Origin of the sequence: Microcoleus sp. B4-C2, assembly GCF_036705265.1 — a bacterium.
In the GTDB taxonomy this organism is placed as follows: domain Bacteria; phylum Cyanobacteriota; class Cyanobacteriia; order Cyanobacteriales; family Microcoleaceae; genus Microcoleus.
In genome coordinates, this window is sequence record NZ_JAUBUB010000017.1 from 44,426 (window position 1) to 69,083 (window position 24,658).

The 24,658-nt window shown below is 46.0% G+C and carries 20 protein-coding genes; 8 read left to right on the forward strand and 12 right to left on the reverse strand.

The features are described 5' to 3' along the window. Positions 1-163: 163 nt before the first annotated feature. The 5 genes from murI to QUB20_RS08300 form a co-directional block, all read right to left on the reverse strand. Entirely contained in the window at positions 164-1,024 is an 861-nt protein-coding gene (murI, locus tag QUB20_RS08280; RefSeq protein ID WP_333056093.1) for a glutamate racemase, read from the reverse strand. A gap of 112 nt (positions 1,025-1,136) precedes the next feature. Beyond that, complete coding sequence (locus QUB20_RS08285; RefSeq protein ID WP_333245507.1) at positions 1,137-2,930, reverse strand: N-acetylmuramoyl-L-alanine amidase; 1,794 nt, start codon at positions 2,928-2,930, stop codon at positions 1,137-1,139. A gap of 616 nt (positions 2,931-3,546) precedes the next feature. Further along, positions 3,547-3,873 carry a hypothetical protein gene (locus QUB20_RS08290; protein ID WP_333245510.1) on the reverse strand — a complete coding sequence of 109 codons (327 nt, stop codon included), beginning with the start codon at positions 3,871-3,873 and terminating at the stop codon, positions 3,547-3,549. A 284-nt stretch (positions 3,874-4,157) separates the two neighbouring features. Further along, positions 4,158-5,435: an RNA-guided endonuclease IscB gene (gene iscB, locus QUB20_RS08295; RefSeq protein WP_333142905.1), complete on the reverse strand. Its 1,278-nt coding sequence runs from the start codon at positions 5,433-5,435 to the stop codon at positions 4,158-4,160. A 255-nt stretch (positions 5,436-5,690) separates the two neighbouring features. Next, a complete protein-coding gene (locus tag QUB20_RS08300; protein WP_333245513.1) occupies positions 5,691-6,713 on the reverse strand; it encodes an alpha/beta fold hydrolase in 1,023 nt (340 codons plus the stop codon). A gap of 418 nt (positions 6,714-7,131) precedes the next feature. Here QUB20_RS08300 and infC point away from each other — a divergent pair, with 418 nt between their 5' ends. The 3 genes from infC (at position 7,132) to QUB20_RS08315 (ending at position 11,422) form a co-directional block, all read left to right on the forward strand. Further along, the gene (gene infC / locus QUB20_RS08305; RefSeq protein WP_006635262.1) at positions 7,132-7,668 is read left to right on the forward strand and encodes a translation initiation factor IF-3; all 537 of its coding nucleotides are present in this window, start codon (positions 7,132-7,134) and stop codon (positions 7,666-7,668) included. A gap of 107 nt (positions 7,669-7,775) precedes the next feature. Further along, positions 7,776-10,823: a HEAT repeat domain-containing protein gene (locus QUB20_RS08310; RefSeq protein WP_333245516.1), complete on the forward strand. Its 3,048-nt coding sequence runs from the start codon at positions 7,776-7,778 to the stop codon at positions 10,821-10,823. Positions 10,824-10,945: 122 nt separating this feature from the next. Continuing rightward, entirely contained in the window at positions 10,946-11,422 is a 477-nt protein-coding gene (locus QUB20_RS08315; protein WP_190660410.1) for a Crp/Fnr family transcriptional regulator, read from the forward strand. Positions 11,423-11,670: 248 nt separating this feature from the next. On the opposite strand, the gene QUB20_RS08320 is transcribed toward QUB20_RS08315, so the two are convergent. Beyond that, positions 11,671-12,084 carry a peptide chain release factor 1 gene (locus QUB20_RS08320; protein WP_333241480.1) on the reverse strand — a complete coding sequence of 138 codons (414 nt, stop codon included), beginning with the start codon at positions 12,082-12,084 and terminating at the stop codon, positions 11,671-11,673. Between the two features lie 165 nt (positions 12,085-12,249). Here QUB20_RS08320 and QUB20_RS08325 point away from each other — a divergent pair, with 165 nt between their 5' ends. Beyond that, complete coding sequence (locus QUB20_RS08325; protein ID WP_333056102.1) at positions 12,250-12,456, forward strand: hypothetical protein; 207 nt, start codon at positions 12,250-12,252, stop codon at positions 12,454-12,456. A 238-nt stretch (positions 12,457-12,694) separates the two neighbouring features. Beyond that, the gene (locus tag QUB20_RS08330; RefSeq protein ID WP_333245519.1) at positions 12,695-13,114 is read left to right on the forward strand and encodes a DUF6335 family protein; all 420 of its coding nucleotides are present in this window, start codon (positions 12,695-12,697) and stop codon (positions 13,112-13,114) included. 93 nt (positions 13,115-13,207) lie between these two features. Here QUB20_RS08330 and QUB20_RS08335 read toward each other — a convergent pair whose 3' ends face one another. From QUB20_RS08335 to QUB20_RS08345, 3 genes are all read right to left on the reverse strand, one after another. Next, the gene (locus QUB20_RS08335) at positions 13,208-13,888 is read right to left on the reverse strand and encodes a response regulator transcription factor (RefSeq protein WP_333245522.1); all 681 of its coding nucleotides are present in this window, start codon (positions 13,886-13,888) and stop codon (positions 13,208-13,210) included. Next, entirely contained in the window at positions 13,885-15,339 is a 1,455-nt protein-coding gene (locus tag QUB20_RS08340) for a HAMP domain-containing sensor histidine kinase (protein WP_333245525.1), read from the reverse strand. Before QUB20_RS08340 ends, QUB20_RS08335 begins: the two co-directional genes overlap by 4 nt. Before the next feature lie 203 nt (positions 15,340-15,542). Next, positions 15,543-16,154 carry a cupin gene (locus QUB20_RS08345; RefSeq protein WP_333245528.1) on the reverse strand — a complete coding sequence of 204 codons (612 nt, stop codon included), beginning with the start codon at positions 16,152-16,154 and terminating at the stop codon, positions 15,543-15,545. 407 nt (positions 16,155-16,561) lie between these two features. Here QUB20_RS08345 and QUB20_RS08350 point away from each other — a divergent pair, with 407 nt between their 5' ends. Both QUB20_RS08350 and QUB20_RS08355 read left to right on the forward strand, forming a co-directional pair. After that, positions 16,562-17,188, forward strand: a complete 627-nt coding sequence (locus QUB20_RS08350) for a YHS domain-containing (seleno)protein (protein ID WP_333245531.1) — start codon at positions 16,562-16,564, stop codon at positions 17,186-17,188. A gap of 346 nt (positions 17,189-17,534) precedes the next feature. Next, positions 17,535-18,236: a DUF4079 domain-containing protein gene (locus QUB20_RS08355; protein ID WP_333245534.1), complete on the forward strand. Its 702-nt coding sequence runs from the start codon at positions 17,535-17,537 to the stop codon at positions 18,234-18,236. 239 nt (positions 18,237-18,475) lie between these two features. Here QUB20_RS08355 and QUB20_RS08360 read toward each other — a convergent pair whose 3' ends face one another. The 3 genes from QUB20_RS08360 to QUB20_RS08370 all read right to left on the reverse strand — a co-directional run bounded on the left by QUB20_RS08360 (position 18,476) and on the right by QUB20_RS08370 (position 23,730). After that, on the reverse strand, positions 18,476-19,354 hold the full coding sequence (locus QUB20_RS08360; protein WP_333245537.1) for a sugar ABC transporter permease: 879 nt from the start codon (positions 19,352-19,354) through the stop codon (positions 18,476-18,478). Between the two features lie 266 nt (positions 19,355-19,620). Next, the gene (locus tag QUB20_RS08365; protein WP_333245540.1) at positions 19,621-21,084 is read right to left on the reverse strand and encodes a CIA30 family protein; all 1,464 of its coding nucleotides are present in this window, start codon (positions 21,082-21,084) and stop codon (positions 19,621-19,623) included. 123 nt (positions 21,085-21,207) lie between these two features. Then, complete coding sequence (locus tag QUB20_RS08370) at positions 21,208-23,730, reverse strand: ATP-binding protein (RefSeq protein ID WP_333245543.1); 2,523 nt, start codon at positions 23,728-23,730, stop codon at positions 21,208-21,210. Positions 23,731-24,230: 500 nt separating this feature from the next. Between QUB20_RS08370 and QUB20_RS08375 the strand changes: the two genes are divergently transcribed. Further along, positions 24,231-24,605 (forward strand): hypothetical protein, encoded by a 375-nt coding sequence (locus QUB20_RS08375; RefSeq protein WP_333057411.1) that lies wholly within the window; start codon positions 24,231-24,233, stop codon positions 24,603-24,605. Positions 24,606-24,658 lie beyond the last annotated feature (53 nt).

The following is a 24,658-nucleotide window of genomic DNA, read 5'->3' on the forward strand; positions in this document are numbered from 1 at the left end:
CTCCAGCACGTATAGGACATTATTTGCATTGTTCATCAAAGCTTTTGTTCAATAATATTACCTATTGATGTGTAATTGCTAGGTTACATCGCAATAATTAAACCCCCCAGAGCCAGCTTTACCTGAGTTTTGGGGGGTTAGATTCATCTATAAATTTTCCGGATTATTCGGCAGATTCCAGTGGGACGGGCGATGGCTTACGCCCCGCTTCGCTACGTACAACTGTCGGCAGGGATATTTTCTCAACAGCAGGAGTACAACCGAGCCACTGCACCGACAACTGGGCAAACTGCTGCGGGGGGCCGCTCACGCAAAAACGAGTCGGTAGCGCCGTACCAGGATTTCGCAGCCCCAAAAGCTCCAATTCTCTGGCTGCAGCCGCCACCACCCGTACCGCAGGATCGATCAATGTCACCCCAGCAGGCAAAAGCGATCGAACCACAGGAGCCAACAGCGGATAATGAGTGCAGCCGTAAATCAGCGTATCGATGCGCTGCTGAATCAAAGGAGCCAAATATTCCCTAGCCACCTCACAAGTATAAGGATCGTGAATCCGGTTTTGCTCCACCAGTGGCACAAAAGCCGGACAGCTAACCTGCCACACCAGGCAAGAATCGTCCATCTCCAAAATCGCATTTCGATAAGCATTGCTAGCAGCCGTAGCAGGAGTTGCGATGACCCCGATCCGCTTGCCTTGCTGCACTGCTGCCTGCGCCCCCGGCAGAATTACTCCCAGCACCGGGATATCAAACTCAGCCTGCACCATCTCCATCGCCAAAGCAGAACTGGTGTTGCAGGCCATAATGACCATTTTCACATCCTGTTCCACCAACCAGGCCATAATTTCGCGGACAAACTCCACAATTTCTGACGGGGTGCGAGTGCCGTAAGGCAGCCTCGCCGTATCTCCAAAATAAAGTATCGATTCGTTGGGCAATTGTTGGTACAACTGGGTCAAAACAGTCAAACCGCCCACGCCGCTGTCAAAAATACCGATTCTTTGTTGTCCAGAGTCTGTTGTCATTTGTCAATAGTTAGTTGTCAGTTGGCAGTTGGCAGTTGTTAGTTGGCAGTTGGCAGTTGGCATTAGTCAACAGTTAACCGTCAACCGTCAACCGTCAACCGTCAACAGCCCATTATCTTTGTTGAAGATAAAGCAAAATGCCGCGAGCGATCGAAGCCGCCATTTGACTGCGGTAAGCTGGGTCAGAAAGCCTAGCAGCATCCTCAGCACCCGTCACAAAACCCACCTCCAGCAAAACAGAAGGCATAGAAGTCTTCCTCAAAACATAAAATCGCGCCTGTCGCACTCGGCGGTCATTCGCCCCCGTCCCCTCCAAAATACTGGCGTGAATCACCCTGGCCAAATCTTGGCCGTTATTGAAATAATAAGTCTCAATCCCATTGATATCCGGCCGACTCATATTAATCGCATTAGCGTGAATGCTGACAAACAAAGTAGCATTCACCCGTTCCGCCAAAGAAACTCTGGGATCCAGGTCGATTTCCCTGTCGTCAGTCCGAGTCATCACCGCCTGCACCCCTTGCTGTTCCAGCAGCCTCGCCACCTGAAGCGAGATATCCAAAACAATCTCCTTTTCCAGAATGCCCTGAATCCCGACTGCCCCCGGATCGCGGCCACCGTGACCAGGATCGATTACTATTACGGCGCGGCGGTTAGAAGCTTGGGGCAACTCATCGGTTCCGAAAGTCCTTCTCGGCAAAGGCTGCAAATTGGGAGTGCGAGTCAAAGGCTGCGCGCTAGCATTCGACGATCGCAACTGCAAAGACAGCAACTGCGGGTTTGGTCTTGTCACCCTGCCTACCTCTACCCCCGATCGCGGCTGCACCCAAATCACCACAGTCTCCGCATCTTCTTGGCTGGCACTAAACGATACAGGACTGTTGGCATCGAGCTGAGGAATTTCGCCCGTCAGCACACTAGAGGCGATCCTAATCCAGTAAGCTCTCGACCCCTGATCCCACCCGCTGCTATAGGAGACTTGGCGGTCAGTTCTGACCACCAGTTGGGTGCCGTTACTGGCTAAATCAATTGACTGAACTCTCGCTAAATTTCCTTGAGCTTGTCTAGCCGGAGGGTCTACCGTCAGGCGGCGGGGAACCGAGGGCTGTCGTACTACACTTCCAGGCAATAGCACAACCCCGCCCAAATTGCTCACTGACGCCCGCCACTGAGTATTAGGACTCTTCATCCGCAAAGTCACGCGGGTAACGGGCGGGTCTGTTGGCAGTTGCCGGACTTCAATCTTGTCAACCCCGTGCTGACCGTTCGTTTGAGGCTGTTGGTTGCTTAGGGCCGGAGCTAAACTCGCTCCTTCAATATCGAGGGTGGCGATGTCCCCAGCGCGACTTTGTTCAAAATTAATTTGGGGGCGACGGCCCTGGGTGCGGACTAAAAAACCGTCCGCCGTCACCTGAACGTTCTGAACTACAGTCGCCTGGGCTGACTCGGCTTGGGATGCTGAAGGTTCAACTGATAACCTTTCTCCCCCTGGCTCTGAAATCGGATTTTGAGTTTCTGCCCGCACCGGCGTTGGCAAATCCACTGTCCACTCGCTCGGAGAAATACCCCGGAATTTTACTTGCTGAGGGTCTATAGTAAACCCGTCTCTGATCTCGACCACAATTCTGGTCGTATTGTTGTCAAACTGCCCTACCCGCACCGATTCGATCGCTCCTGAGAGCGGTCTGCTGACCGAGGGACGACCCAGACTCGTCCCCGGCAAGTCGATTACCAACCGCATCGGGTTGAAGATCAGTTGAGCCTTGGGTTGTACTCCCCCGTCTGTTGTAATGTAAAGCCGGTTCTCTGAAGCATCAAACCGCCAAGATTGCAGTCTAGCTGCTTCGGCGGCTCCGGCGAGCAAAAATACACTTAAGAAACTCGGTAGTAGCCAGTGGAATTTCACGACAGTTTTTTCCTCGTTTGCGTTACTGCCAAAAGCTGGAAGGGCGCTGCTTGCCCTCAGAGGCTTTCAGCAGTTAGCCGCCAGCAGACCGGGGGCACGGGGGCCGTCAGTTGTTGGCTAAATTGACTTTTTATGCGTTAACAGGCTCCAAAATGCCAGATACCGGCATTTTTGAACTTTCCCGTATACTTGGGGGCGATCGGTTATAAGCAGACTGAAAGATTGTTGGCACAAGGGAAGGTATTTATTTTTAGGAGCAAGAAACAAGGTGTTTCTTGAAGCTAGAAGGTACAAGTTAGAAGGTACAAGTTAGAAGGTAGAATTTTACCGTTCTTCCAGGGAGGGGTTTCATAGCTCTTTAATGTTGGCGAAGCTCGTTGCAAGGGTTATAATCCGCTTTACACTTGCGTTTTGTTCTAACTTTTCCTAAACTACCTCAATAACTTAACAACTTACCTCGCGAACAATCCGGATTTTCAAGATTTAGGTAACTTTTCAATACCGCCAAATGTTAGTCCCAGACAAACTGACATATTCTTTGGCAAAAGCTTTTTTGCTAACACATTGACAGTTAAATACAACTACATATCGCCCCTGCTCTTTCTTTTCTGATTTTTTAAATCAGTGGTTTTCGGTGCTGCTTGAAACTTAGTGGGGCGATCGCGATCGCGCCCGCCAATTTAACACTATGATAGCTAGTCCATGTTTTCAGCAGTAACGGGAGAGTTTTGTGTGTTACTTGGGCCGGCAATGCTTTGTACTTTAGACTCTTTTTGAGTGTTCGATCGACAGCCAGAGCATTGGTTGGTTGACCTGAGAAAAAGTTTTGACCGTAGATATTGTTATCGCAGTTGTAAAGTTTGTTGGACAGCAAAGACAATCGATCGGCTTCTGGGTAAAACCTGTGATTTGGTTTAATGACTTGCCTTTCGACTAACTGCATAACTTAGATGTGTACTACCAGTTAGAGAAGATACACTATCTTGGTGATTGTGTCAATCTCTGAGCTTCTCAAAGAAGCAACCATCAATAACAGTAGATACATGACATCACAGAAAGACGGAGACTTACTTTGCTCCATGAGTCGTCCACCTAAAATGCGACAAGGGGGCGGACGCTATAACCGAGGCGGATATATCGAGCTCCGCGAGTACCGCCAACGGATTAGCGTCTGGGAAATTGTCGCCAATAAATAAGTTGCCCGACAGGGCATCCTTGTTTTTAGGACTAATATTCATAGCCATCAGCCTTATGAATAGTTGTCAGATGTTTTGGATGCACGTCAAAACATTTGTCTCTTGCGGTTAGCTTAAAACTTGGTCTAAACCGAATTGCAATTCTGCCTGTGTAGCTTCCTGCATATTTTCCAGTGAGGACGTTAGCTTTCACCAAGTCCCCAGTTTGAAAACCCATGAAGAACTTTTGGGCCGGTGCATGACGAATGGGGAACCCAAATCTGTCGGTTCCGCAGCGCTGTCTTCTTCCGTGTCCCTTAGCCTTAATTAGCAAAGGTTTCACGCTATTTAGCAGTAGTCTTTCGGGAGTTGATTCCCCGACACAAGCTGCATCAGTCCAATGCTGTTTTTCTATTCCCCTGGTTTGGCGGTTGAATTTTGTTCGTCCCCCTGAACCCAATTCCACGGGCAGTCCGGTTAACTGTAGTCTTCTGTATAGCTCCCAACGAGTAGCATTGACGGCTGCTGCATCCAGTAGAGGTGTCTTGGCTTGGGCTAGTATCCGCTGAAGGATTTCAGGTTTTTTCTTGAGAAATTCTTCAACGGGTTTACTTCCCTTGGCTTGGTTGCAGGAATGGCAACTAAGACACAGATTGCTGACCCGATTACTTCCTCCCTTAGACTTGGCGAGAATATGCTCAACCTCGAAAGGAACATTTGTCGCACCGCAATAAGCGCACTTCCTATTCCATTTTTGCAGTAAATATTCCTTAATTTCAAAACCGAATAATTCGCCCCTTTGATATTCGATTCCAGAAATTTCAGGATTCTGGAACTGTTGTAAATCGAAACGCACCAATTCTTGAGAAATGGCGGTAACGGGACAGACCTTTCTGATTCGCCTAACCCAGGTTTCAATATTGGCAACACGGCTATCAAGAGATGGTGGCAACCATCCTGTTTTACGGGTTCTGTTTAAAAAACGGGGTTGGCGGTAACGGGTCTTTCTGTTGCGACGCCCTCTTCTGAGCGTTCTGCGAGATTCGAGAGTATCTTTAATTTGTTGCCCTCGGTGAGCAATTTCTAATGCGTTCGTGACGCGACCTGTTTGCTCTTGAACCACGGCAATACCCGTAGTTTTACTACCTGGGTCAATTTTGATTCGGTGACAGTGAGTTACCGAATCTTCGAGAATCCTATCCTGTAAAACAATGGTAAACGGATAGCGTTTAAAAACCTTAGCCCTCCCTTTTTTCAATAGTTCTCTTGCCCGTGCCCGGTGGCATGGGTCAAGAGGTTTCAAGTTTTTATCTAGGACAAATGTACGCATTACTGCATCACTCAATTTCTTGGTTAAGTTTGCCTCGACGATGTTAAGACTCGGTACTATCTGAGCAACACTGGCTTTCCCTTAATCACCTGTTTAATTGCTTGGTTGTAGAGCTTGAAACTGGCACGCATTTCAAGGTACGAAGTTTAACGCTTGGTCTTAACGCCTGCTAGTCAAGAACTAGCCGTCTGGTCAACAGGCTTTTTCAAGCCCACACCAGACCCTTCGGGTTGGTGTGCGGTAGTTGACGTCTAATCAACAGTGCTGCAATTCGCTCTCGCCCATAGGTGCAAAATTCCGGCTCATCCAGTTCAAAATGGCTTGATTTACTTGTTCCGGGCATTCATCCTGGGGACAGTGGCCCGCATTGTCTAATTCAACTAGCTCTAAATAATTGGGGTTGCATTCGACAAATTGGTGGGGTCGGGCGAACCGAGGGGGAATCATCCGGTCTTGTTTGCCCCAAATTAACAGCATGGGGATTGTTAAATTTCGCATCACAATCTTGACACTGGGGCAAAATTGTGTACTCCCTACAGCTTTAAATAAAGCGCAGAAGGCGCGGGCTGCTCCCCGATCGCCCGCTGGCCCTGCTAGAATTTCAACTAATTCGTCGGTGACAGCTTCGGGGTTGGAGTAGGCAAAGCCAACCCAGCGGCGGACAAAGGAAGGCTTGCGGGCAAAATAAAACAGAGGCCTGAGTACGATCGGAGAAACAAACAAACTTTCAACGGCTTCGATCGCCGGAAGCAGCCATCCGGGCACCGCCTCGGCTCGCACAGAGGGGTCTGGGAGGCTAATCATTACCGTGCCGGCCACCATGTCCGGGTGAGCCGCCGCTACGGCCAGACAAATTAGTGAGCCGATCGAGTTTCCTGCCAATATTACTGGCTCTCTGATAAAAGTTAGCCAAAAATCATAAACTTGATCGACCCACAAAGATACAGAGTAGTCGATCGGAGCTTTTTGGGAAGCGCCAAACCCTAACAAATCCAAGGCGTAAACCGTTTGGTTTTCGGCGAGTTGGGCGAGATTTTGTCGCCAGTGTCCGATCGAAGCTCCAAACCCGTGCAGTAAAATAATCGGCGTTCCCGATGCGCGCGGGGCCATTGGTTTGGCCCCAGAATCTTGAAATTCCAGCGCGCCTTGATTTCGTACCCTATCGGGCCGCAAATAAGTGTAGCGAGTTTGCCAGCCCCGCCACATCCAGTCTCGTTGAGTTCCCACCCGTTGGTGCCACAGCAGAGAATTTGTCAATTTTGCCTCAGCTCGCAACATAAATTTACACTTGGTTATACCTATTCTACAAGGCAAATCAGGCGACTTGGGGGAGTTGCCAGACCGGGCGAGATGGGCTAGCAAAAGCGGCTGTACCTCATCCTTCAACTTTTACCCTAAATTTTTGACGGTTTTGTCATCGATCGGGCCTGGGAGCGGGCGATCGTGTGTGAAGTTAAAATAAAACTAGGCAGAAACTCAGCCAGAGTGAGTAGAATAGCAAGTATTGTAAGAATTCATTTACGATCAGTCCAAATATTCCCCAAGGCGTTAGCGGAGGGGGCACAGGGCGCGGTAGTACGTCCGGTAAGGGTAACACCTTATAAAACAGTTGGATCGTCAATCGTGAAAAATTGACCGCTCAAACCTGTAACTATCAAGAAGCTTCGCTATTAAACTACTGCTTGTAAAACCATTCATGCCTGTGATTGAAAGAAGACAAAATCGCAACCTACCCCAGATCAACGAAAATATTCGATACCCCAAAATCCGGGTAATCGATACCGACGGCGCGCAACTAGGGATATTGACACCTGCAGAAGCGCTGCGCCTCGCAGAAGAAAAAGAACTGGATCTTGTACTTGTCAGCGACAAAGCTGACCCGCCCGTATGCCGGGTAATGGACTATGGGAAGTACAAATTCGAGCAGGAAAAGAAAGCGCGAGAAGCAAAGCGGAAGCAGCACACTGCCGATGTTAAAGAAGTGAAGATGCGCTACAAAATTGAAGAACACGACTACCAAGTGCGCCTCAAACTAGCAGACCGCTTTATCAAATCTGGGGACAAAGTAAAAGCCACGATCATGTTCAGAGGTCGGGAAATCCAACACAGCAACCTAGCAGAGGACTTGCTTAAGCGCATGGCCACAGATTTGCAGGAAATCGCAGAAGTGCAGCAAGCCCCCAAAAAAGAAGGACGCAGTATGATGATGCTGCTGTCGCCAAAGAAAGTATAAATAGATAGTCATTAGTGAGCAGTCATCAGTCATAAACTGGTGACTGATAGCTGATGACTTCCGAAGTTAGTCAGGAATAAGCTACCACACAGGGAAATCAAGGCTGCATGGAAAATTTTCAAATCAGCGGTTCGGCGGGAGTAAGACAAGGAGTGCTACGATCGCTCAACCTGCGATCGGAAGAAGTAGAGCGAACCGTACTGATGTTCCTCGTCTACACTCTAACCTCCGTCGGGCTGATCTGGCTGGAACTCAGCACAGTAGGTCTTTTTCTAGATGAATTTGGTGCAGACAAAATGCCCTGGATTTATATAGCCAGCGCGTTTATCGGTTCTGGCTTGGGATTTGTCTACTCGTGGCTGCAAAAAATCCTGCCGCTAAGGCGCACCGTAGTGGTTGTTCTGGCAATGATGTCGATACCGCTATTTTTATTTCGATTCGGCATCGGCTACGAAAATACTAAGATAGCTGGCGTCAGCATCGCTTTTATTACTATTTTTTTGATGTGGCTGTGGGTAGAAGCTTGCTATGTCCTCAACGACCTTAATACTTCTATCACTTCCAACCAACTGTTTAATATTAGAGAAATCAAGCGCACCTATCCGCTAGTCAGTAGTGGCTATCTAGTAGCTGGAGTAGTCAGCGGATTTTCTCTGCCTGTTTTGCTGTACGTAGTCGGACTCAAAAACGTTACCCTCATATCGGGGTTGATGGTGGCGATCGGCTCGGTGTTGCTGTACTACCTCACGGAAAAATACAGCCAAGCATTCCCGGAAACGGCTCACTGGACGGATGATGATGATGAAGACGACGACCAAGAAGAATTTACCGCCCGCAAAGTTACAGGCCCACTTCAAAAATACGCCGTACCTCTAGTCAGTTTTTTCATCCTCGCAGAAGTCGTCTACGTGCTGGTAGATTTCCAATTCTACAGCCAGCTAGAATACCAAAACCCGGGGGACGGAGCTAGCTGGATCGCTAGCTTCTTGGGCATTTATGAAGGCATACAAGGCCTGTTTCAAGTGGCGACTCAGTGGTTCGCTTCGAGCCGGTTGGTGGAAAGAATCGGTGTATTCGTGACGGCGATGATTTTGCCGGCGGGCATCGCTATACTCGGAGTGCTGACCATAGGAGCCTCTCTCGGCCAGCTAGTATCTGTGTTCATCGGGCTAATATTGCTGAGATTTTTAGACGAACTGCTGCACTACACGCTTTTGGAAACTGTTAGCCCGGTTTTATTTCAACCGATTCCCGACAATATTCGATCGGGAATTCAAACTTTGGTCAACGGTGTGGGCGAACCTTTGTCCTGCGGAGCTACAGGAGTAGGCATCCTGATTATGCTGTGGGTGACAGGCAAGATACTCCCCCAGCAAGACGAAAATGTATTTCACGACCAGCAAAGCTTGATATTTATTGGCGTGATCGTCATATTGGCACTGTTGTGGGTGTTTGTCGTATGGTTGATCCGCTCTCAATACGTGGGTTTGTTGGTCAAAAGTGCGGAGCGGGGGCGCTTGGGCGTCACAGACGTTGACCTCAAAGCTCTCAAGCGCGCAGTGGTGGAAACTCTACAAAAGCCGGGGGGCGAAGATGAAAAGCGCTCTTGCATAGAACTCCTGACGCAAATTGACCCCAAAAATGTCGGAGAAGTTCTGGCTCCCATCCTCGATTCCCTGTCCCCTAGTTTGCAGCGCCAGAGCTTGGAAACGATGCTGCAACACCCGAACCCCGCCTATTTAGAATCAGTCCGCGCACTCTCGCAGCAATCCTTGCCGCCGGAGGTTCTGGCCTTGGCTTTGCGCTACATCTGGCTGACGGAAGCTGAACCGAATATTGAGAGCTTGCGGCCTTACTTGCAGCCGACGGTCGATCCGGTGGTGCGGGGTACGGCGGCTGCTTTAATTATGAGAAGGGGCGATCGCCTGCAAAAGGCAGAGGCTACTAACACGCTTCGCCAAATGCTGACGCACAAACAAGAGCGGGAACGTGTTATGGGGACGCGGGCTCTGGGAGAAGCTGATTATTTGCAAGGACTGCGGCTGCATATCCCCAATCTGTTGCAAGATGAATCTCTGCGAGTGCGCTGCGCTCTGTTAGACGTGATTTCGTCTACTCATTCGGAAGAATATTATCCTTCGCTGCTGCGCGGACTTGGTTACAAATCGACTAGGGAAGCGGCTTTGCAGGCTATAGTCAAACTTCACAACGATGCCATTCCTTTGCTCGTTTATTTGGCTGAGGATATCCACAAGTCGGATTTGGTCAGGTTGCAAGCTTGGACGGCTCTGGGTCAAATTGGGACAAATGAGGCGATCGACATTTTGGTGAGCAATTTGATGACGGCTTGGGGAACGACGAGGCGCAATATCCTCCGCATCCTGTTGAAAATGCCTTCGGAAGCGGGGATAGAAGGGGTTCTAGACCGCATCGGCCGTAGCGGCTTGGAAACTCTTATCGAACAGGAGTTAATGTTTATCGGTCAAATTTATGCAGCTATAGTAGATTTTTCTGGGGTAACAACCTACGGCAATTTCTCGGATCGGGAAGCCAACAGCACCGGGACACCGGGGAACGATACGGCTCAATTGTTGCAGCGGGCTCTGGTGGGGTTGGAAGCTGATGCTAGGGATCGGTGTTTTTTGCTGATGAAGTTTCTTTATCCGCTGGACACGGTACAAGCCGCTGCTTTCAACATCGCTTCTGGCCAACCTTCTTTGGTTGCGAGGGGATTGGAAATTCTCGATAATACTGTGGATATAGCTAGGAAGCGATCGCTCATCAATTTGTTAGATCAACACTCGGAAAGAGAAAAATTGAGCAACCTCTCGGAATTGATGGTTTACAAACCTCTAGCGCCTAGCGATCGTCTGCGCCGCTTGCTAGAATTGCGCCACTTCCTTTCGGATTGGGCTTTGGCCTGCTGCTTTCACTTGGCGAGGGAAGCGCGCTGGAGTCTTACGGCTCAACAAACTCTTGTCTGTCTGCAGCACCCGACGGGTTTTGTCCGCGAAGCAGTGTTAGCCTATTTGAAAATAGCCTCGCCACGGGCTTTGGTCGAATTGTTGCCCAGGCTGCAAAATGACCCCGATAATTTGGTATCCGCTCAAGTTGAAGAGATGATGGCAGAGTTGGGTGCTGGGGGAAAAAGGTAACATTAGTCAGTTGTCAGTTGGCAGTTGTTATTGTCAGTCAACCGTTAACCGTTAACCGTCAACCGTTTTTATTCCCCTTCTCCTTCCCCTTTTTAAGTTTAAATTAATCACTGCATCTCATTATGTTAACAAGCGTCGAACGCCTATTGTTTGTGAGGGAGGTTCCGATTTTTAAGGAACTGCGGGATGATTTTCTCGTGCGTCTAGCATCGGTAATGGATGAACTTTCGTTTCCTTCCAAGCACAGGATTTTTACGGAAGGACAAGAAGGGCGGTCTCTCTATATTTTGGTATCGGGAACGGTGCGCGTGCATATAGGCGATCGGGATTTGGCACAGTTGAAAGCGGGGGCTTGTTTCGGGGAAATGTCGCTGTTTGATGCGGAACCTCGATCGGCTTCTATTTCTACTCTCGAACAATCCGAGTGTTTGATGCTGACTCAAATGCAGCTTTATGATGCGATTGATGAAACGCCGGGAATTGCGGTGAATATTATTCGCTTGCTGTCGCGCCGGATTCGGGAGTTGAATCAAAAGTTGAATGCTAAAGAAGCCATGATGCCTCCTACAGAGACTGTGAGAGTTCCTGAAATGCGATGAAATTGGGGAATTGGGAATTGTGTTTTTAGTCGAGCGGTAATTATGCACGATTTATCTTCTGTAAGGTGCCAATAGCGCACAATTTCTCTGGCTAGTGTCCGCTATTGGCACCTTATACTATATTTACAAAAAAAATGTAACTATAGACAACCCCCAAACCCGAATATTCATCAGTCATAGCCAATCTAAAATCTAAAATCTAAAATCTAAAATCTAAAATTTAAAATCTAAAATCTAAAATGGCATGACTATCGCCAATAAGGCCGGCCCTTCCAAAAAACTCCCACAGTAACTCCTATTAGTGCAGCTTCCGATAAACTTGCTAATAAAGGAGGGATGGGTAGGAATGACTTTAACACCAAACCCAAGAGCACGCAGAAAACTAAAACCCACAAACTAATTCGGTTGAGCAAAAATTGTTGTTGCCAATACTCTAAAAAGTACACTGCTAAAGCTCCCATTCCCAGTGCAGCAACGAAAGGTATCAATGTCCCGAGGGATGGGCCGTAAAGAAGCGTCACGACGTTGCGGATTGGCCGCGATTGCGTGAAACCCCAGGCTAAAAATAACTCCAATCCAATCACGATTGAGTTGACGAGGGCGGAAATTTGCAGCATTTCTCGCCAAGGTAAAAGTTTTAAGCGCCGCAGAAAATTGTTCACGATCGGCAGATTAGGTAGGTTGCTTTGATTTTATAACAGTTTTGCCCTGGCGATCGACCTTTGATGACAATTTGTGAAGTAAAATAAAGATATAGAGCAGTCTCTTGACAAATTCACCCAGAGTACCTGCCTATTAGTTGTTGGAACCGTGAAAGGAAAAAAGTTATGGTGGAGAACACTGTCGATTGTGCTGTAGCTTGCGTCAATGGCTGCATTCTGGGCGACAAGTGCCCGAAGCGGGAATACGCAGAAGCAACGTCCAACTTTATTGAAAATACTTCTCTGGATAAAATGCTAGAAATAGCAGAGGAAGCGGTGAGAAGGAAACGGACGGAACCCCCCAAATGGGTAATTCCTGATTTTCCCGAATAGAATTAACATCCCCATTAAAAAGCGATCGCCCTTTTGAAAAGGGCGATCGCTTTTTGTATTCCCAATGAAATAGCTGCTCAGAATCAATATATTTCCTGGGATAGAAGCTAAAAGCTTAAATAGCAATTACAATGTCATTTAATGATAGCCATTGGCAATTACTAAAAATAATTCAGCTCAAGCGAAATTCGGACATTTTTAATTTAATTGAGTTCAAAAACAAACAGGAGCAAGTCTCGTGGCACAGCAAAAGGAACGCAACGCAAAAACAACAAGAGATGGTGATAATTTGGGCGAATTGCCTCAAGAAATTACCGAATCTTACGGTACCGGCGTCATCGCTCAACCGGGATTGAGCGAAGACGACATAACAACCCTGCAGGACAGCAGTTCCGAATACTCTTCCACTTCCCAAATCGGCGGCGAGGATGGCGATCCGGCTGCGGAACAAGAAAGTGCCACGGGCGAGCAATCTGTGGGCGGAACCGCGCCTACTCCAGACCTGGATATGGTTGATGAACTCGGAGCCGCTGCGGGCATAGAAATGCCCGATGGGGCTATTTTGCACACAACAGATATGCTTGAACATCGAGATGAAAGTCGGTGGGAATTAGACCCTAGTTCTGCGGAAGATTATCAGGAACGACCGGATTTATAGGTCTATTTGGTACAAAAAAATAGGTAGTATAATAGGAGCGGGTTCACCAGTATCCATACTTCATATCCCAAGTATTTGTAAATCCGCCCCTCCTCACTTTTGCTCTCGCAACACGTATCCAACTCCCCGAACAGTATGCAGCAGGCGTTTTGAGTTACTTGCTTCTAACTTAATCCGCAACGCACGAATATACACTTCAATAATGTTTGACTCGCCCATAAAATCGTAACCCCAAACTTTTTCTAAAATTCGGTCGCGGGTAATCACTTGACGGGGATTTCGTAGCATAAATTCTAACAAATCAAATTCTTTGGCAGTGAGTTCAATTAGTTGACTGCCTCGATAAACTTCACGGGTTAAACCGTTCAATATTAGGTCTTCAAATTGTAAATTATCCGGGTCATTTGCTTGAGTTCGGCGCAGACGTGCTTTAACTCTCGCGAGGAGTTCTTCCATACTGAAAGGCTTAGTAACATAATCATCGGCCCCAGCATTTAATCCAGTCACGCGATCGGGTACTTCATCTTTGGCTGTTAAGATAATTATTGGTACTTGAATACCAGTCGATCGCAACCTTAAACAGATGTCTAATCCAGAGATACCGGGAAGCATCCAATCTAAAATTAATAAATCCGGTTGAGTATCACGAGCGATCGTTAATCCATCCAATCCGTTTGGGGCGACAGTGACGTGATATCCTTCAAGACTAAGTTCAGATTCGATGAACTTTGCCAGTTTAGGGTCATCTTCAACAAGGAGAATGCGATCGCTCATAGCTGCGGATTCCAGACAGGTAAGGTGATAGTAAAAATACTACCTTCTCCCGGTTTAGATCGGAGCGTAATACGTCCTTCCATGCCTTCGATCAGGCTTTTGGCGATCGCCAATCCCAGCCCTGTACCGTCTCTAGAGCGCGTCATTGACTCATCCACCCGGTAAAATCGCTCAAAAATCCGGTTTTGATGGGGGAGAGAAATACCAATTCCGCGATCGCCCACATGAATCATCACCTGCTGTTCCCTCTTTTCTAATACTAACTCAACTGGTTGTTCGGGAGCAGAATACTTGATTGCATTATCGACTAAGTTAATTAACACTTGTTGTAAACGCTCCTGATCCGCACAGGCTACAACATCCTCATCATTTGACACGAAAATAATTTTCCGATTGCTAACTTTTTGACTCATCTGGGCAACCTCAGCCACCAGAGTATTCAGCATCACCGGATTCAAACGAAAGTGCAAGTTGCCACTATCAGCCCTTGCCAAATCCAGCAAATCTTCTAACATCCGAATCGTGCGTTCAGTTTCCCCAACGGCTGTTTCCAGTGCTTGTTGCTGATAGTCACTTAAGTTAGTGCTGCGTCGCAGCAAACTTTGTAAATAACCAACTACAACCGTCAGAGGAGTGCGTAATTCGTGGGAAACATTACCGACAAATTGGCGTTGTTGCTCCCAGGAACCAGATAAGCGAAACAACATCTCATTAAAGGTTTGTGCTAGTCCTAAAATCTCATCAGGAGCCTGATGCAGTTGGAGTTTTGCCGCCTGCAAATTATCAGCAGACAAAGTGCTAGCTACCTGACTCATATGTTCCAAAGGATGGAGAGCATGACGAATGCGACTGGCGATCGCCAACATTAACACTAAGATTACCACAATACTGACAACAATTAGACTGCGAATCCCATCATTTAATTGACGTTGCTCATCAGTGATATCTTGAGAGAAATATACCGTACCCAGTAACTCATTTTTTATCCTCAGAGTTCTGCTACAGATCACCAAATAGCGATCGCCCACCTGAACAAAAGTCGGCTCAGCAGGTACTTCCGTCAACGAGATCATCTTCGTAATCTTAGAAGATTGCAGATCCATATCAGGTGAATTTACCAAAAGCATCCCATCATTTCGCTTCACCCACACCATGATTCCTCCTGTGGAAGCTTTATGCACGCTTCGGGTTAAGCCAATTTCTAGTGAACCCATTTCACTATAAAGCTCAACCTGTTCGGGAAAGCGTATTCCAATGTATTCCAGGGTTTTTTTATGGGCCCCGACTAGATTTTGCGACCTTTGCCAGCCGGCCCAAAATGCCACACTGCTAAGTCCTAAAATCGAGAGTACCAGCAATTCCAGTGTCAGGCGAAACTGAAGCGAAGAGGTGGAAATTCGCTTGCCAGTGAGAGGGTTGATAGCGACTATAAATTGGGGAATTAGCTTCATTATATCGTCAGGTAGCGAGGAGACTTAAGCATTAAAATTAGGAAAAATTCCAACTAGATTGTTCCTGGACGCACTGTACAGTCAGAAACCGGGTTTTTTTACGAAAATCCTTCGTTATAGCCAGGAGATTCGCTAAAAAAACCGGTTTCTTTGGTATGAGTGCGTCCAGGACTATCGATCAAAAAATTCATCAGACTGCTATCTTAAAAGTTTTCTGCAGTGCCTTTAATCTGGTTAAACTCAAATCGCCGATCGTAATCTGTTACACCATAAAGATTAAAGCTAATGGTTGGTTGATCTCCCAGTGGTTCCACATGATGAATCGCATCTGGCATTAAGCACAAAACGTCACCAGGAGCAAGCAAAATATCTCCTACTGTTGTGATTTTATCGGGAAACTTGCGAGTTGGCGATCGCTGCCAAAAAGTATTTTTCTCCTGTCCATCAAGTAGCGCCACCAGTCCCCAACTGGCATGATTATGAATCGGAGAAACTGCACCCGGAGCCCAAGCGACCAACTGCACGGTCAGAGGGAAAAATGGTTCATCATACAGTGTTTGTAAGGCCCAACCTGTCTCAGAGTCAGGCTCAAGGAGAGCAATTTGAAACCAGGAAGAACTATCTAACAACCTGCGGACAAGGGGACAAATTGCCTGGAGTCGTAAATAATCATCACTAATTTGCTCTAATACATCTTCCAAGTCAGTTAAAAAGCGGTAAAGTCGGTAGGGATGAGTCAAATCTTCAATTTGACTTGTAGCCTCAAAAATACTGCACTGTCCATCATTAGTCACTAACCAGTCTTTTCCTGTCATAATTTCTCAACTCGCGATTAAATTACTGCACTACTAAGTTTCTCATCAGCAATCTTGGGTTGAGCAACCAGATATCTAGCAAGAAACCCGGTTGCTAAGCCAAGAGTGTATCAAGGACTCTTAAGGATAGTCAGGGTTAATCTCCACTCTATAAGAAATTCGGGGTGACTAGATGATGCGTTCCTAATTTCCCGATGAATTTTTGCTGAATAAAGGGACGTATAAAGTATTCAGAGTTTTATCTCTCATCCATCTATTCCTCATCTAGCACTCATTTTCTTGAGCGTTAATGTAAATAACCTCAAAGCTTGAAGACAACAACAAGCCAGCATAATTCCCAGAGAGCATGAACTATCAAGCAAACATCTGGCGTGGAATTACTAACAATTTATCTGGAAATTAGACACATGAAAGTAAAATACATTACTACGATCGCCATTGCTACCATTCTCGGTTTGGTAACAACTAATGTTAGCTACGGCAACTTCAAGGCATCAACAAACTCAAACTCTACAACGGTTTCATCCAAGGTTGCACAATCCAATCCTTGTGCTGGTAAAGCCAATCCTTGTGCTGGTAAAGCCAATCCTTGTGCTGGTAAAGCCAATCCTTGTGCTGGTAAAAGCAGCACACCAACCGTTCATCCTCAATTCTACACCGAAAAAGGTGTGGCTCTTGATGGTCAGGATGTCGTAGCCTATTTCACCCAAAGCAAATTAGTTATGGGAGTTAGCCAATTTAAACATAATTGGGGTGGAACAACTTGGATATTTGCTAATGCAGCAAACCGTGATCAGTTTGCTAAAAATCCTGAAAAGTATGCTCCTCAATACGGTGGATATTGCGCCCAGGGAACCAGTGAAGGGCATCTTGTTGTCACTCAGCCTGACGCCTGGAAAATCGTTAATGGGAAGCTTTATCTCAACTACGACAAGAAAGTACAAGCACAGTGGATGGGGGATATTCCTGGTCACATTGCTTCAGGAAACAAAAATTGGCCTGCTATTCTGAATAACAAAGAACTGTTCCGCTAAGCTGAAAGTGATGCAGAAAATTAGTCATTAACCGCCACGGACGTTACCTCCAGCATTTTTCATTTCTATGGGTACAAAAAGGTCATGGTAATTGCGTTATTGCGTAACTTAACAAGCTGTACCTCACACAATTGACAACTGCTATATTTTCTGAGCGAGCAAAATATTGGGTGACTTATCCTTCATAAAGCGTGTTGGTAGTCAGGACTTCAGTTGTATCTATGCCGATGAACAATTACTATTAGTCCTGACTACCAAATTCCTGTGCTTAGATCGCCGGATATGATATTATGTATCGCAAAAACCGGGTTAATGAAGCCAACTCTCCTCAAGAAAAAGGTGATCTATGGAATTTAAAGATTTTCTGGGTTTGCTGCATCCTATTTTAGCTGTAGCGATTGTTTTTCCTATGCTTGGTGTTGTTCTCAATATGGCGTGGCAAACCATGCAGCGTCGGAAGCAAATTGCGATCGACACCAAGAGCAAAATTCCACCTGTAGTCGGTTCAGAACACGTCAAAGCAGGTCGAATTCTGTCAGGTTCTGTGGTAGGAGTGACGTTGGTGGGTCTAGCCTACCCGATTTTTGAGCATATTTTGAGCAAGGATGTTTGGAGCAAAAACTCGTTTCAGGTCATTTTCATTGTGCTGATGTTTGTTGCAACTGTCGCCTCTTTGGTGATGCTTTATCGAGCGACACCCGCTTTATGGCGCGGCATATTTGCGACCCTAACAGGTACTGGTTTGGTTATTCTTGGCACTCAAGATGGCGTTTATCGGCGAACCAATGAATGGTATTGGTCTCACTACTACATTGGCATCGCCGCGGCGCTAATTATGGTTTTCTCCCTTGCCATCATTGAAGACATTTACAAAGACCGCTCAAATCGCTGGCGCACTATCCATGTGATCTTGAACTCGATCGCTGTGCTGCTCTTTCTGGGACAGGGAATGACCGGAACCAGGGATTTATTAGAAATTCCTCTGAGCTGGCAGAAACCCTATATTTATACCTGTGATTTCACCAATAAGACCTGCCCAAAGCCGTGAGCGATCGCATTACTTTGAGATTCAAGTCTAAAATTAGTATAAATTAGAAGGGCGGGACACCCCACAAGAAATTTCATGTATTGTGAAACAGGCATCTTGCCTGTTTTTAAGATGTGATGTATTGTGGAACAGGCATCTTGCCTGTTTTTAAGATGTGATGTATTGTGGAACAGGCATCTTGCCTGTTCTTGAGATCAGAATGTTGCAATATCTCACTCACTACCAATCAGTCACCAATCTTAATCATTGCGAGTCAAACCCTGAAGACTAACTTGCAAAATCGACAAACCCAAAATTAGCAAAAACAAAACCAGCCCGATCGTACAAGCATAGCCAATTTCCAAATCCTTAAAAGCCCGTTCGTAAAGATAATAAACAACAGTCTTAGAATTATTGCGAGGGCCGCCCTGAGTCATAATATAAACTTCTTCAAAAACCTTAGTAGCAGAAATCGCCGAAATTACCGCAACCAAAACTAAATACGGCTTCATCAGCGGCACAGTAATATCCCAGTGCTTTCCCAAACCATCAGAACCATCAATAGCAGCCGCCTCATAAAGTTCTGCCGGAATAGCTTGCAGCCCTGCCAAATAAATCACCATGTAATAGCCCAATCCTTTCCAGATAGTAACTGCCATGACGCTAAAGATTGCTAACTTCGGATTAGCCAGCCAAGAAACAGGAGGTAAACCCAACAATTCCCCCAACTGATTCAGCAGTCCAGTCTCAGCAAACAGCCACTTCCAAGCAATCCCAGCGACAACCATGGAAATCACCGCCGGCGTGTAGTAGGCTGCACGAAACCAGTTCATCCCCTTAAGTTTTTGGTTGCACAAAATCGCCATTCCCAACGGTAGAACAACCAATACAGGCACAACGCAGGTGAGATACAGCAGCGTATTCCTCAAAGTTTGCCAAAATACTCGATCGCCCCACAACCTCTCAAAATTCTTCAACCCCACCCACTGCGGCATTTGAGTTAAATCATATTCGTAGTTGGTAAAACTCAAATAAAAAGCTTGCACCGCCGGCCACAAAACAGTCAAACTCAAAATAAATAAAGCAGGTAGCAAAAACAAATAAGGCGTCAAATAGCGTCGGGAAAAAGTCACAGACATAGTAATTGGTAATTGGTAATTTTACTCGTTAACAGGCTCTGCCTGGTAACGCATATCCGGAGGCTCTGCCTCCAATTTTCCTACTAACAAGCGAGGCAGAGCCTCTGGACATTGATTCCCAGGCATAGCCTGGGAACCAGTTATAAAACTCGAATTTGTAGGGTGCTATTCGGCGCACCGGCGCTGAGTCCTTGAAAAGATTTCTTGTCCCCCCCTTATTAAGGGGGGTTAGGGGGGATCTAGACTTCGATCCCTACAAATAATAATTATTTAACTCCCGAAAACAAAGCCTGCCAGTCTCCGGGAGAACTAGCATTTTCCCCCTCTTTCACCTCAAAAGTAACATTGCAAGCTTGAGGTTGTTCCAAAGCCTCCACGCACAATTCTGCAATATCTTCCCGACTGACTTTACCCCTAATATTGTCTCCTTGCTCAAATATTAAAGCTTTGCCTCCCGCTTCTTCTGTCAAAGCGCAAGGTCTGACAACAGTATAAGGTATGCCGCTCGATCGCACACAATCTTCCCCTTTCAACTTCCAAGTCAAAATCCCCCCCAACATATCATTCATCCTGACAGCAGGCGGTTCTTCTTCCAAGTTAATTCCTGGGCGGCCAGGGCGAGTAACTCCTGCCGAACTCACCATCACAAATCGCGGCAAAGTCTGTCCCCCATCAGCTTTAATAGATTCTAACTCCAGTTGAAAAATACCCGGTGTAAATTTCGGGTTGAGCGCGCCATCATATTCAAACTTGCTCAACATTAACTGAAAAGAAAAAATAGTGCTGGCATCAAATTTAGAGCCATCTTTGACAGTTTTGGCGCGGAATACAGGGATTAACTCATCAAAGGGAACAGTGACAGTAATCCAAATATTGTAAACAGTATCAAACGAATAGCAATAGCCAATTCCATCCCATTTAGCTTCGCTGCGAACAATCAATTTGTAGCGCTTGCCGTCTCCTTTGACACGTAGTTGGAGGCCGCTACATCCTGTGAGATTAAGCGGAGGATCAAAGTTGCGGGTACGCACCGAAGCAAAGCCGCCCGAGTTGGCAGTAGAAACATTGCCTGTGAAGATAGCTGTATTGTCTGTAAGTACGATCGAACTTTCGCTAGTGCCGCCCATCACGATATCGTCTAGCGCACCCCAAGTTTCTTTTAAATCTTGGCTGGGTTTTGTGAAGTCAAAAATTATTTTTTCGCCTGCTTTAATTAGCTGGCGGCGAACGGCTTGCACCAAATTATTGAGGCCTTTGTATTCGACTATTTCGGGAACATCCACAACTTCCGGCATATAAAATTTGATGCCTTGATAATATTTTTCCCGCGTTGGAGTGTCTCCTTCTACTGGTTGAACTTTGGTGCCAGTACAGCAGATAACTGCTTCTATGCCCTCGGTTACTAGCGGTGTTAGGGTTTCTGGGAGAGTGATATCTCCTTCGACTAATTCGACATTTTTGCCGAGAATTTCTGTTGCTCTTTTAGCATCTCTGACGAGGGCTCGCACTCTATATCCCCGCTGTTGCAGCCGCTTGACAACTCGCTTCCCGACGCCGCCTGTAGCACCGGCTACCAGTATCAGTTTGGGTTGGTCTTTTTTAGTTTTGCTGCTGCTTCCAAAGAGTTGTTGCAGCCAGCTAATGCTGCCAATGAAGGGAATGACGCCGAAATAAGCCAAGGTTTTGAGAAACCGGCCGGCATCCCATTGGGCGGTTTTTTTTTCAGTCATACTAGCTTCCTCTGAATTGGCTCAAATCTACTTAGCTGCTTTTGTATTTTAATCTAATTTTCGATTTTTGAATTGGGGCGATTTCCTAGCCTTTGGGATAGATTCGCTAGCGCGGACTTTTTTTCACTTGACAATGGGTGTGGGGTGAGTTTGGCTCAAGGGAATCTCAATAATCAACTCGGTACCCTCTCCGGGGGCAGAAATGCAAGTCAATTTGCCACCGTGTTGTTCTAGCACAATTTCGTGGCTAATCGCCAAACCTATCCCCGCACCTTTGCCCACCTGTTTTGTGGTAAAAAACGGCTCAAAAATTTTCTGGCGCACTTTTTCTTCCATGCCCCAACCGTTGTCCTCGATCCGAACTGCTACGGCTTTTTTCCCCGGACAAAGTTCAGTCACAATCCGAATTTGTCCGTACTTAACTGGCTCTTCTTTGTCCCCGCCGTGCGACGATAAGTTATTGTTGACAAAGGCATCTTCGAGAGCATCAATGGCATTTGCCAGTACATTCATAAATACTTGGTTGATTTGAACTGGGTAACACTCAACAAAAGGCAGAGAACCATATTCTTTGATGAGATGAATTGCGGGGCGATCGGGCTTCGGTTTGAGTCTATTGCTCAAAATCAACAAAGCGCTGTCCAATCCGTCGTGAATGTCAACTGGTTTAATCTCTGCTTCGTCAATTCTAGAGAAGTTTCGCAGCGACTGAACTATCTCGCGGATGCGGTTAGCTCCTACTTTCATTGAACCCAGCAATTTCGGTAAGTCTTCAACTATGAACTCTAATTCTACTGCTTCTATTTGTGCTTCAATTTCTGGCGAAGGCGACGGATAGTGCTGGTTGTAAAGCTGCAATAAATTGATCATTTTTTGACTGTATTCATTAGCATAGCTAAGATTGCCGTAGATGAAGTTAATCGGGTTAGTGACTTCATAAGCTACTGCCGCCACCAACTGTCCCAAGCTTGACATTCTTTCGCTTTGCACCAATTGAGTCTGCGCCCGCTTCAGCTCGGACATCGCTGTTTTTAAATGAGCAGTTTTTTCCCGTTCTCTGGCGACTGATGCTTCTAGTGCTGTATTTAATTTTTCGAGTTTATCGACTTGACACAGCACTATATTAATCATTGCTTTTTTCAGTTCCAATGCAGCTTCTATTTCGCATTGTTTCCAAGGCAACGATTTGTACCTCACATTTTCTTTCCACAGCTCGAAGGATTTCCGAGGAGACAGTCGAGGGTTGCCATCTTCATCGGTTTCCACTGGTTTGTTGGGGTTGCCCGCCCAATTTACGGTCTTAATTACTTCCGGGCGAAACCACAAAACGTATATTTTCTGAGTCGGAGATATTGCTATGGCCAAACACCCGCTGGCTGTGTCTTTAAATTCCTCAGCTTCTGGATAGCATTTGGTGAGCGAGTCTGTATAAAAAATTTCTTTATTTAAATGCTCTTGCACCCACTGAGTTAAGTATTTGAGCGCTTCTCCTTGAGGTGTTTGCCCTACTTGATAGCACTTGTCTCCAAATATTATGGCGGCTCCCTGGGCGTTGACTGCTTCTAGCAAATTCTGCTGACATTTAACTAACACTTCTGACAAGTTGTCGGACGTGGATATGTCTTCAAAAATCTTGGTTTGAATGGATTTTAAGTGTAGTTTGTAGTCGTAGTCTTCGTTTCCTTCTTTTGATTGCAGTTCTAAGGACATTACTTGCCCGATAAATTCGCAGGCGGCGCGCAATTCATAGTTGAGGTATTTTGGTGTATAGTTGTGGCAAGCAATCAATCCCCACAGTTTTTTGTCTTTGATTAACGAGATTGACATCGAAGCTGCAACGCCCATATTTTGCAGGTATTCTATGTGAATGGGAGAAACGCTTCTCAATACGCTGAAACTCAGGTCTCGCGGCTGGGTCGTGAGAGCATTATTTCCTGAAACAAGGGGGACTGGTTGATAATTAATATCTGGGATTAACCTCAGCCAATTTAACGCATACAGTTGTCGGGCTTGTTTGGGAATATCTGAACTTGGGTAGTTTAATCCTAAGAAAGGACTCAGCATTTCTGCTTTGTCTTCAGCGATTACAGCGCCGTTGCCTTCGTGGTCAAATTGATAGACCATAACTCTATCAAAACCCGATATTTTTCTGACTTCTTCTACAGTTATTTGAGATAATTCTTTGAGATTTTTGGCGCTTTGAATTTTGCTGATAGTAGATCTCACTGAATGATAAAAACTAAAAACTGAAAGATTTTCTGGGCTGGTGGCCAATTCCAACTCGACCATCAATACTTCTTCTACTCGGTGGAGGATGCAGTCAAATTCTAAATATTTACCTTTGTTTATGACAGAGAGTTTAATGGGATTAACGGTTTTTAAGTTTTCATTACACAAACAAAGCTTGAGTTTTTTGAGTTGAACTCTATTGAAGAATAAGCTCAAATTTCGACCGATCGCACTTTCGGGCTCTACTCCTAACAAATCTTGCGTATTTTCACTGACTTGCAGTATTTCTAGTTCAGGTTCTCGTACAACAAGTAGCACCCCGTGTGGCTGAATCAGCCCCGATATGTGAATCTGTTCTCTGTCGCAGTTTGTCAAGTCAACTTCTTCGAGTGCGGGAATTGTGATTTGTAGATCCATTTTCTTTGTCTTCCGCTGTAAAATGTCGAGAGGGTTCTAATGATTTGAGATTTGAGAGCCAAGTGGCTTTTCTATGATAATCTCATATTGTTCGATCGCATAACTGATCGATCCCTGGACGGACACTGAGAATCAATCAATAATCAATCATCCGATCATCAGCGAATCAAAAAAGATTTAGTCGAAAATCAGCCGGCAGTATTTGTTGCTGTGAGACCAGCCTCAGCTTTCTATAAATTTTACCGACTTGGCTCCTATATACTATCGCTTCCCGATGTTAATTATCATAGCAATTGTTGCGATTCTTCAAGTATGTTTAATAATTTTCCAAAACTTTAATATTTGTGGTAAAATTTTCCCTGCAAGAAAAGGGGGAGAGAAATGCGTCTCCAGAGCGGCCTACTTACTGAAATATTAAGTTAAGGTAAGGGTGACAAGATATGAAAGTCAAGTCACGCTAAGCTCTTTAAGTATACCCAACAGGCCCGACATTTAGACTGATGCTCGACTTCAATACAGTTACTGAATTTTCTCATACCTACTGCATAGCTATCTGTGCCTTTTTAGTTCCGGCAAACTTGCTGACTACTTTGCAGACAGCGATTTTGACAGGACTAAACCGACCTCGAATGCAAATTTGGGCGTCTGTGGTTGTCGCCAGCCTTTGGGCTACAGCAATGATATTTCACGTTTTTACCTGGTTCGCGATCGGGGTAGTAATGCCTCCGACATACATCTTGCTAGTTATGGCAATCACTTGTCTGACAATCAATGTCTGGGCGATCGCTCATCCTGCAAGCATGATGCAATTAATTCGAGTTGCGGTATCAGTTGTTAGGGGATATTTCCGAAGGAAGAAGGATGTAGTTGTCTAAAAACTTAAAAAAAATGGCAGGGGGTAATGTGAAAAAAATCAGGGAAAATATGG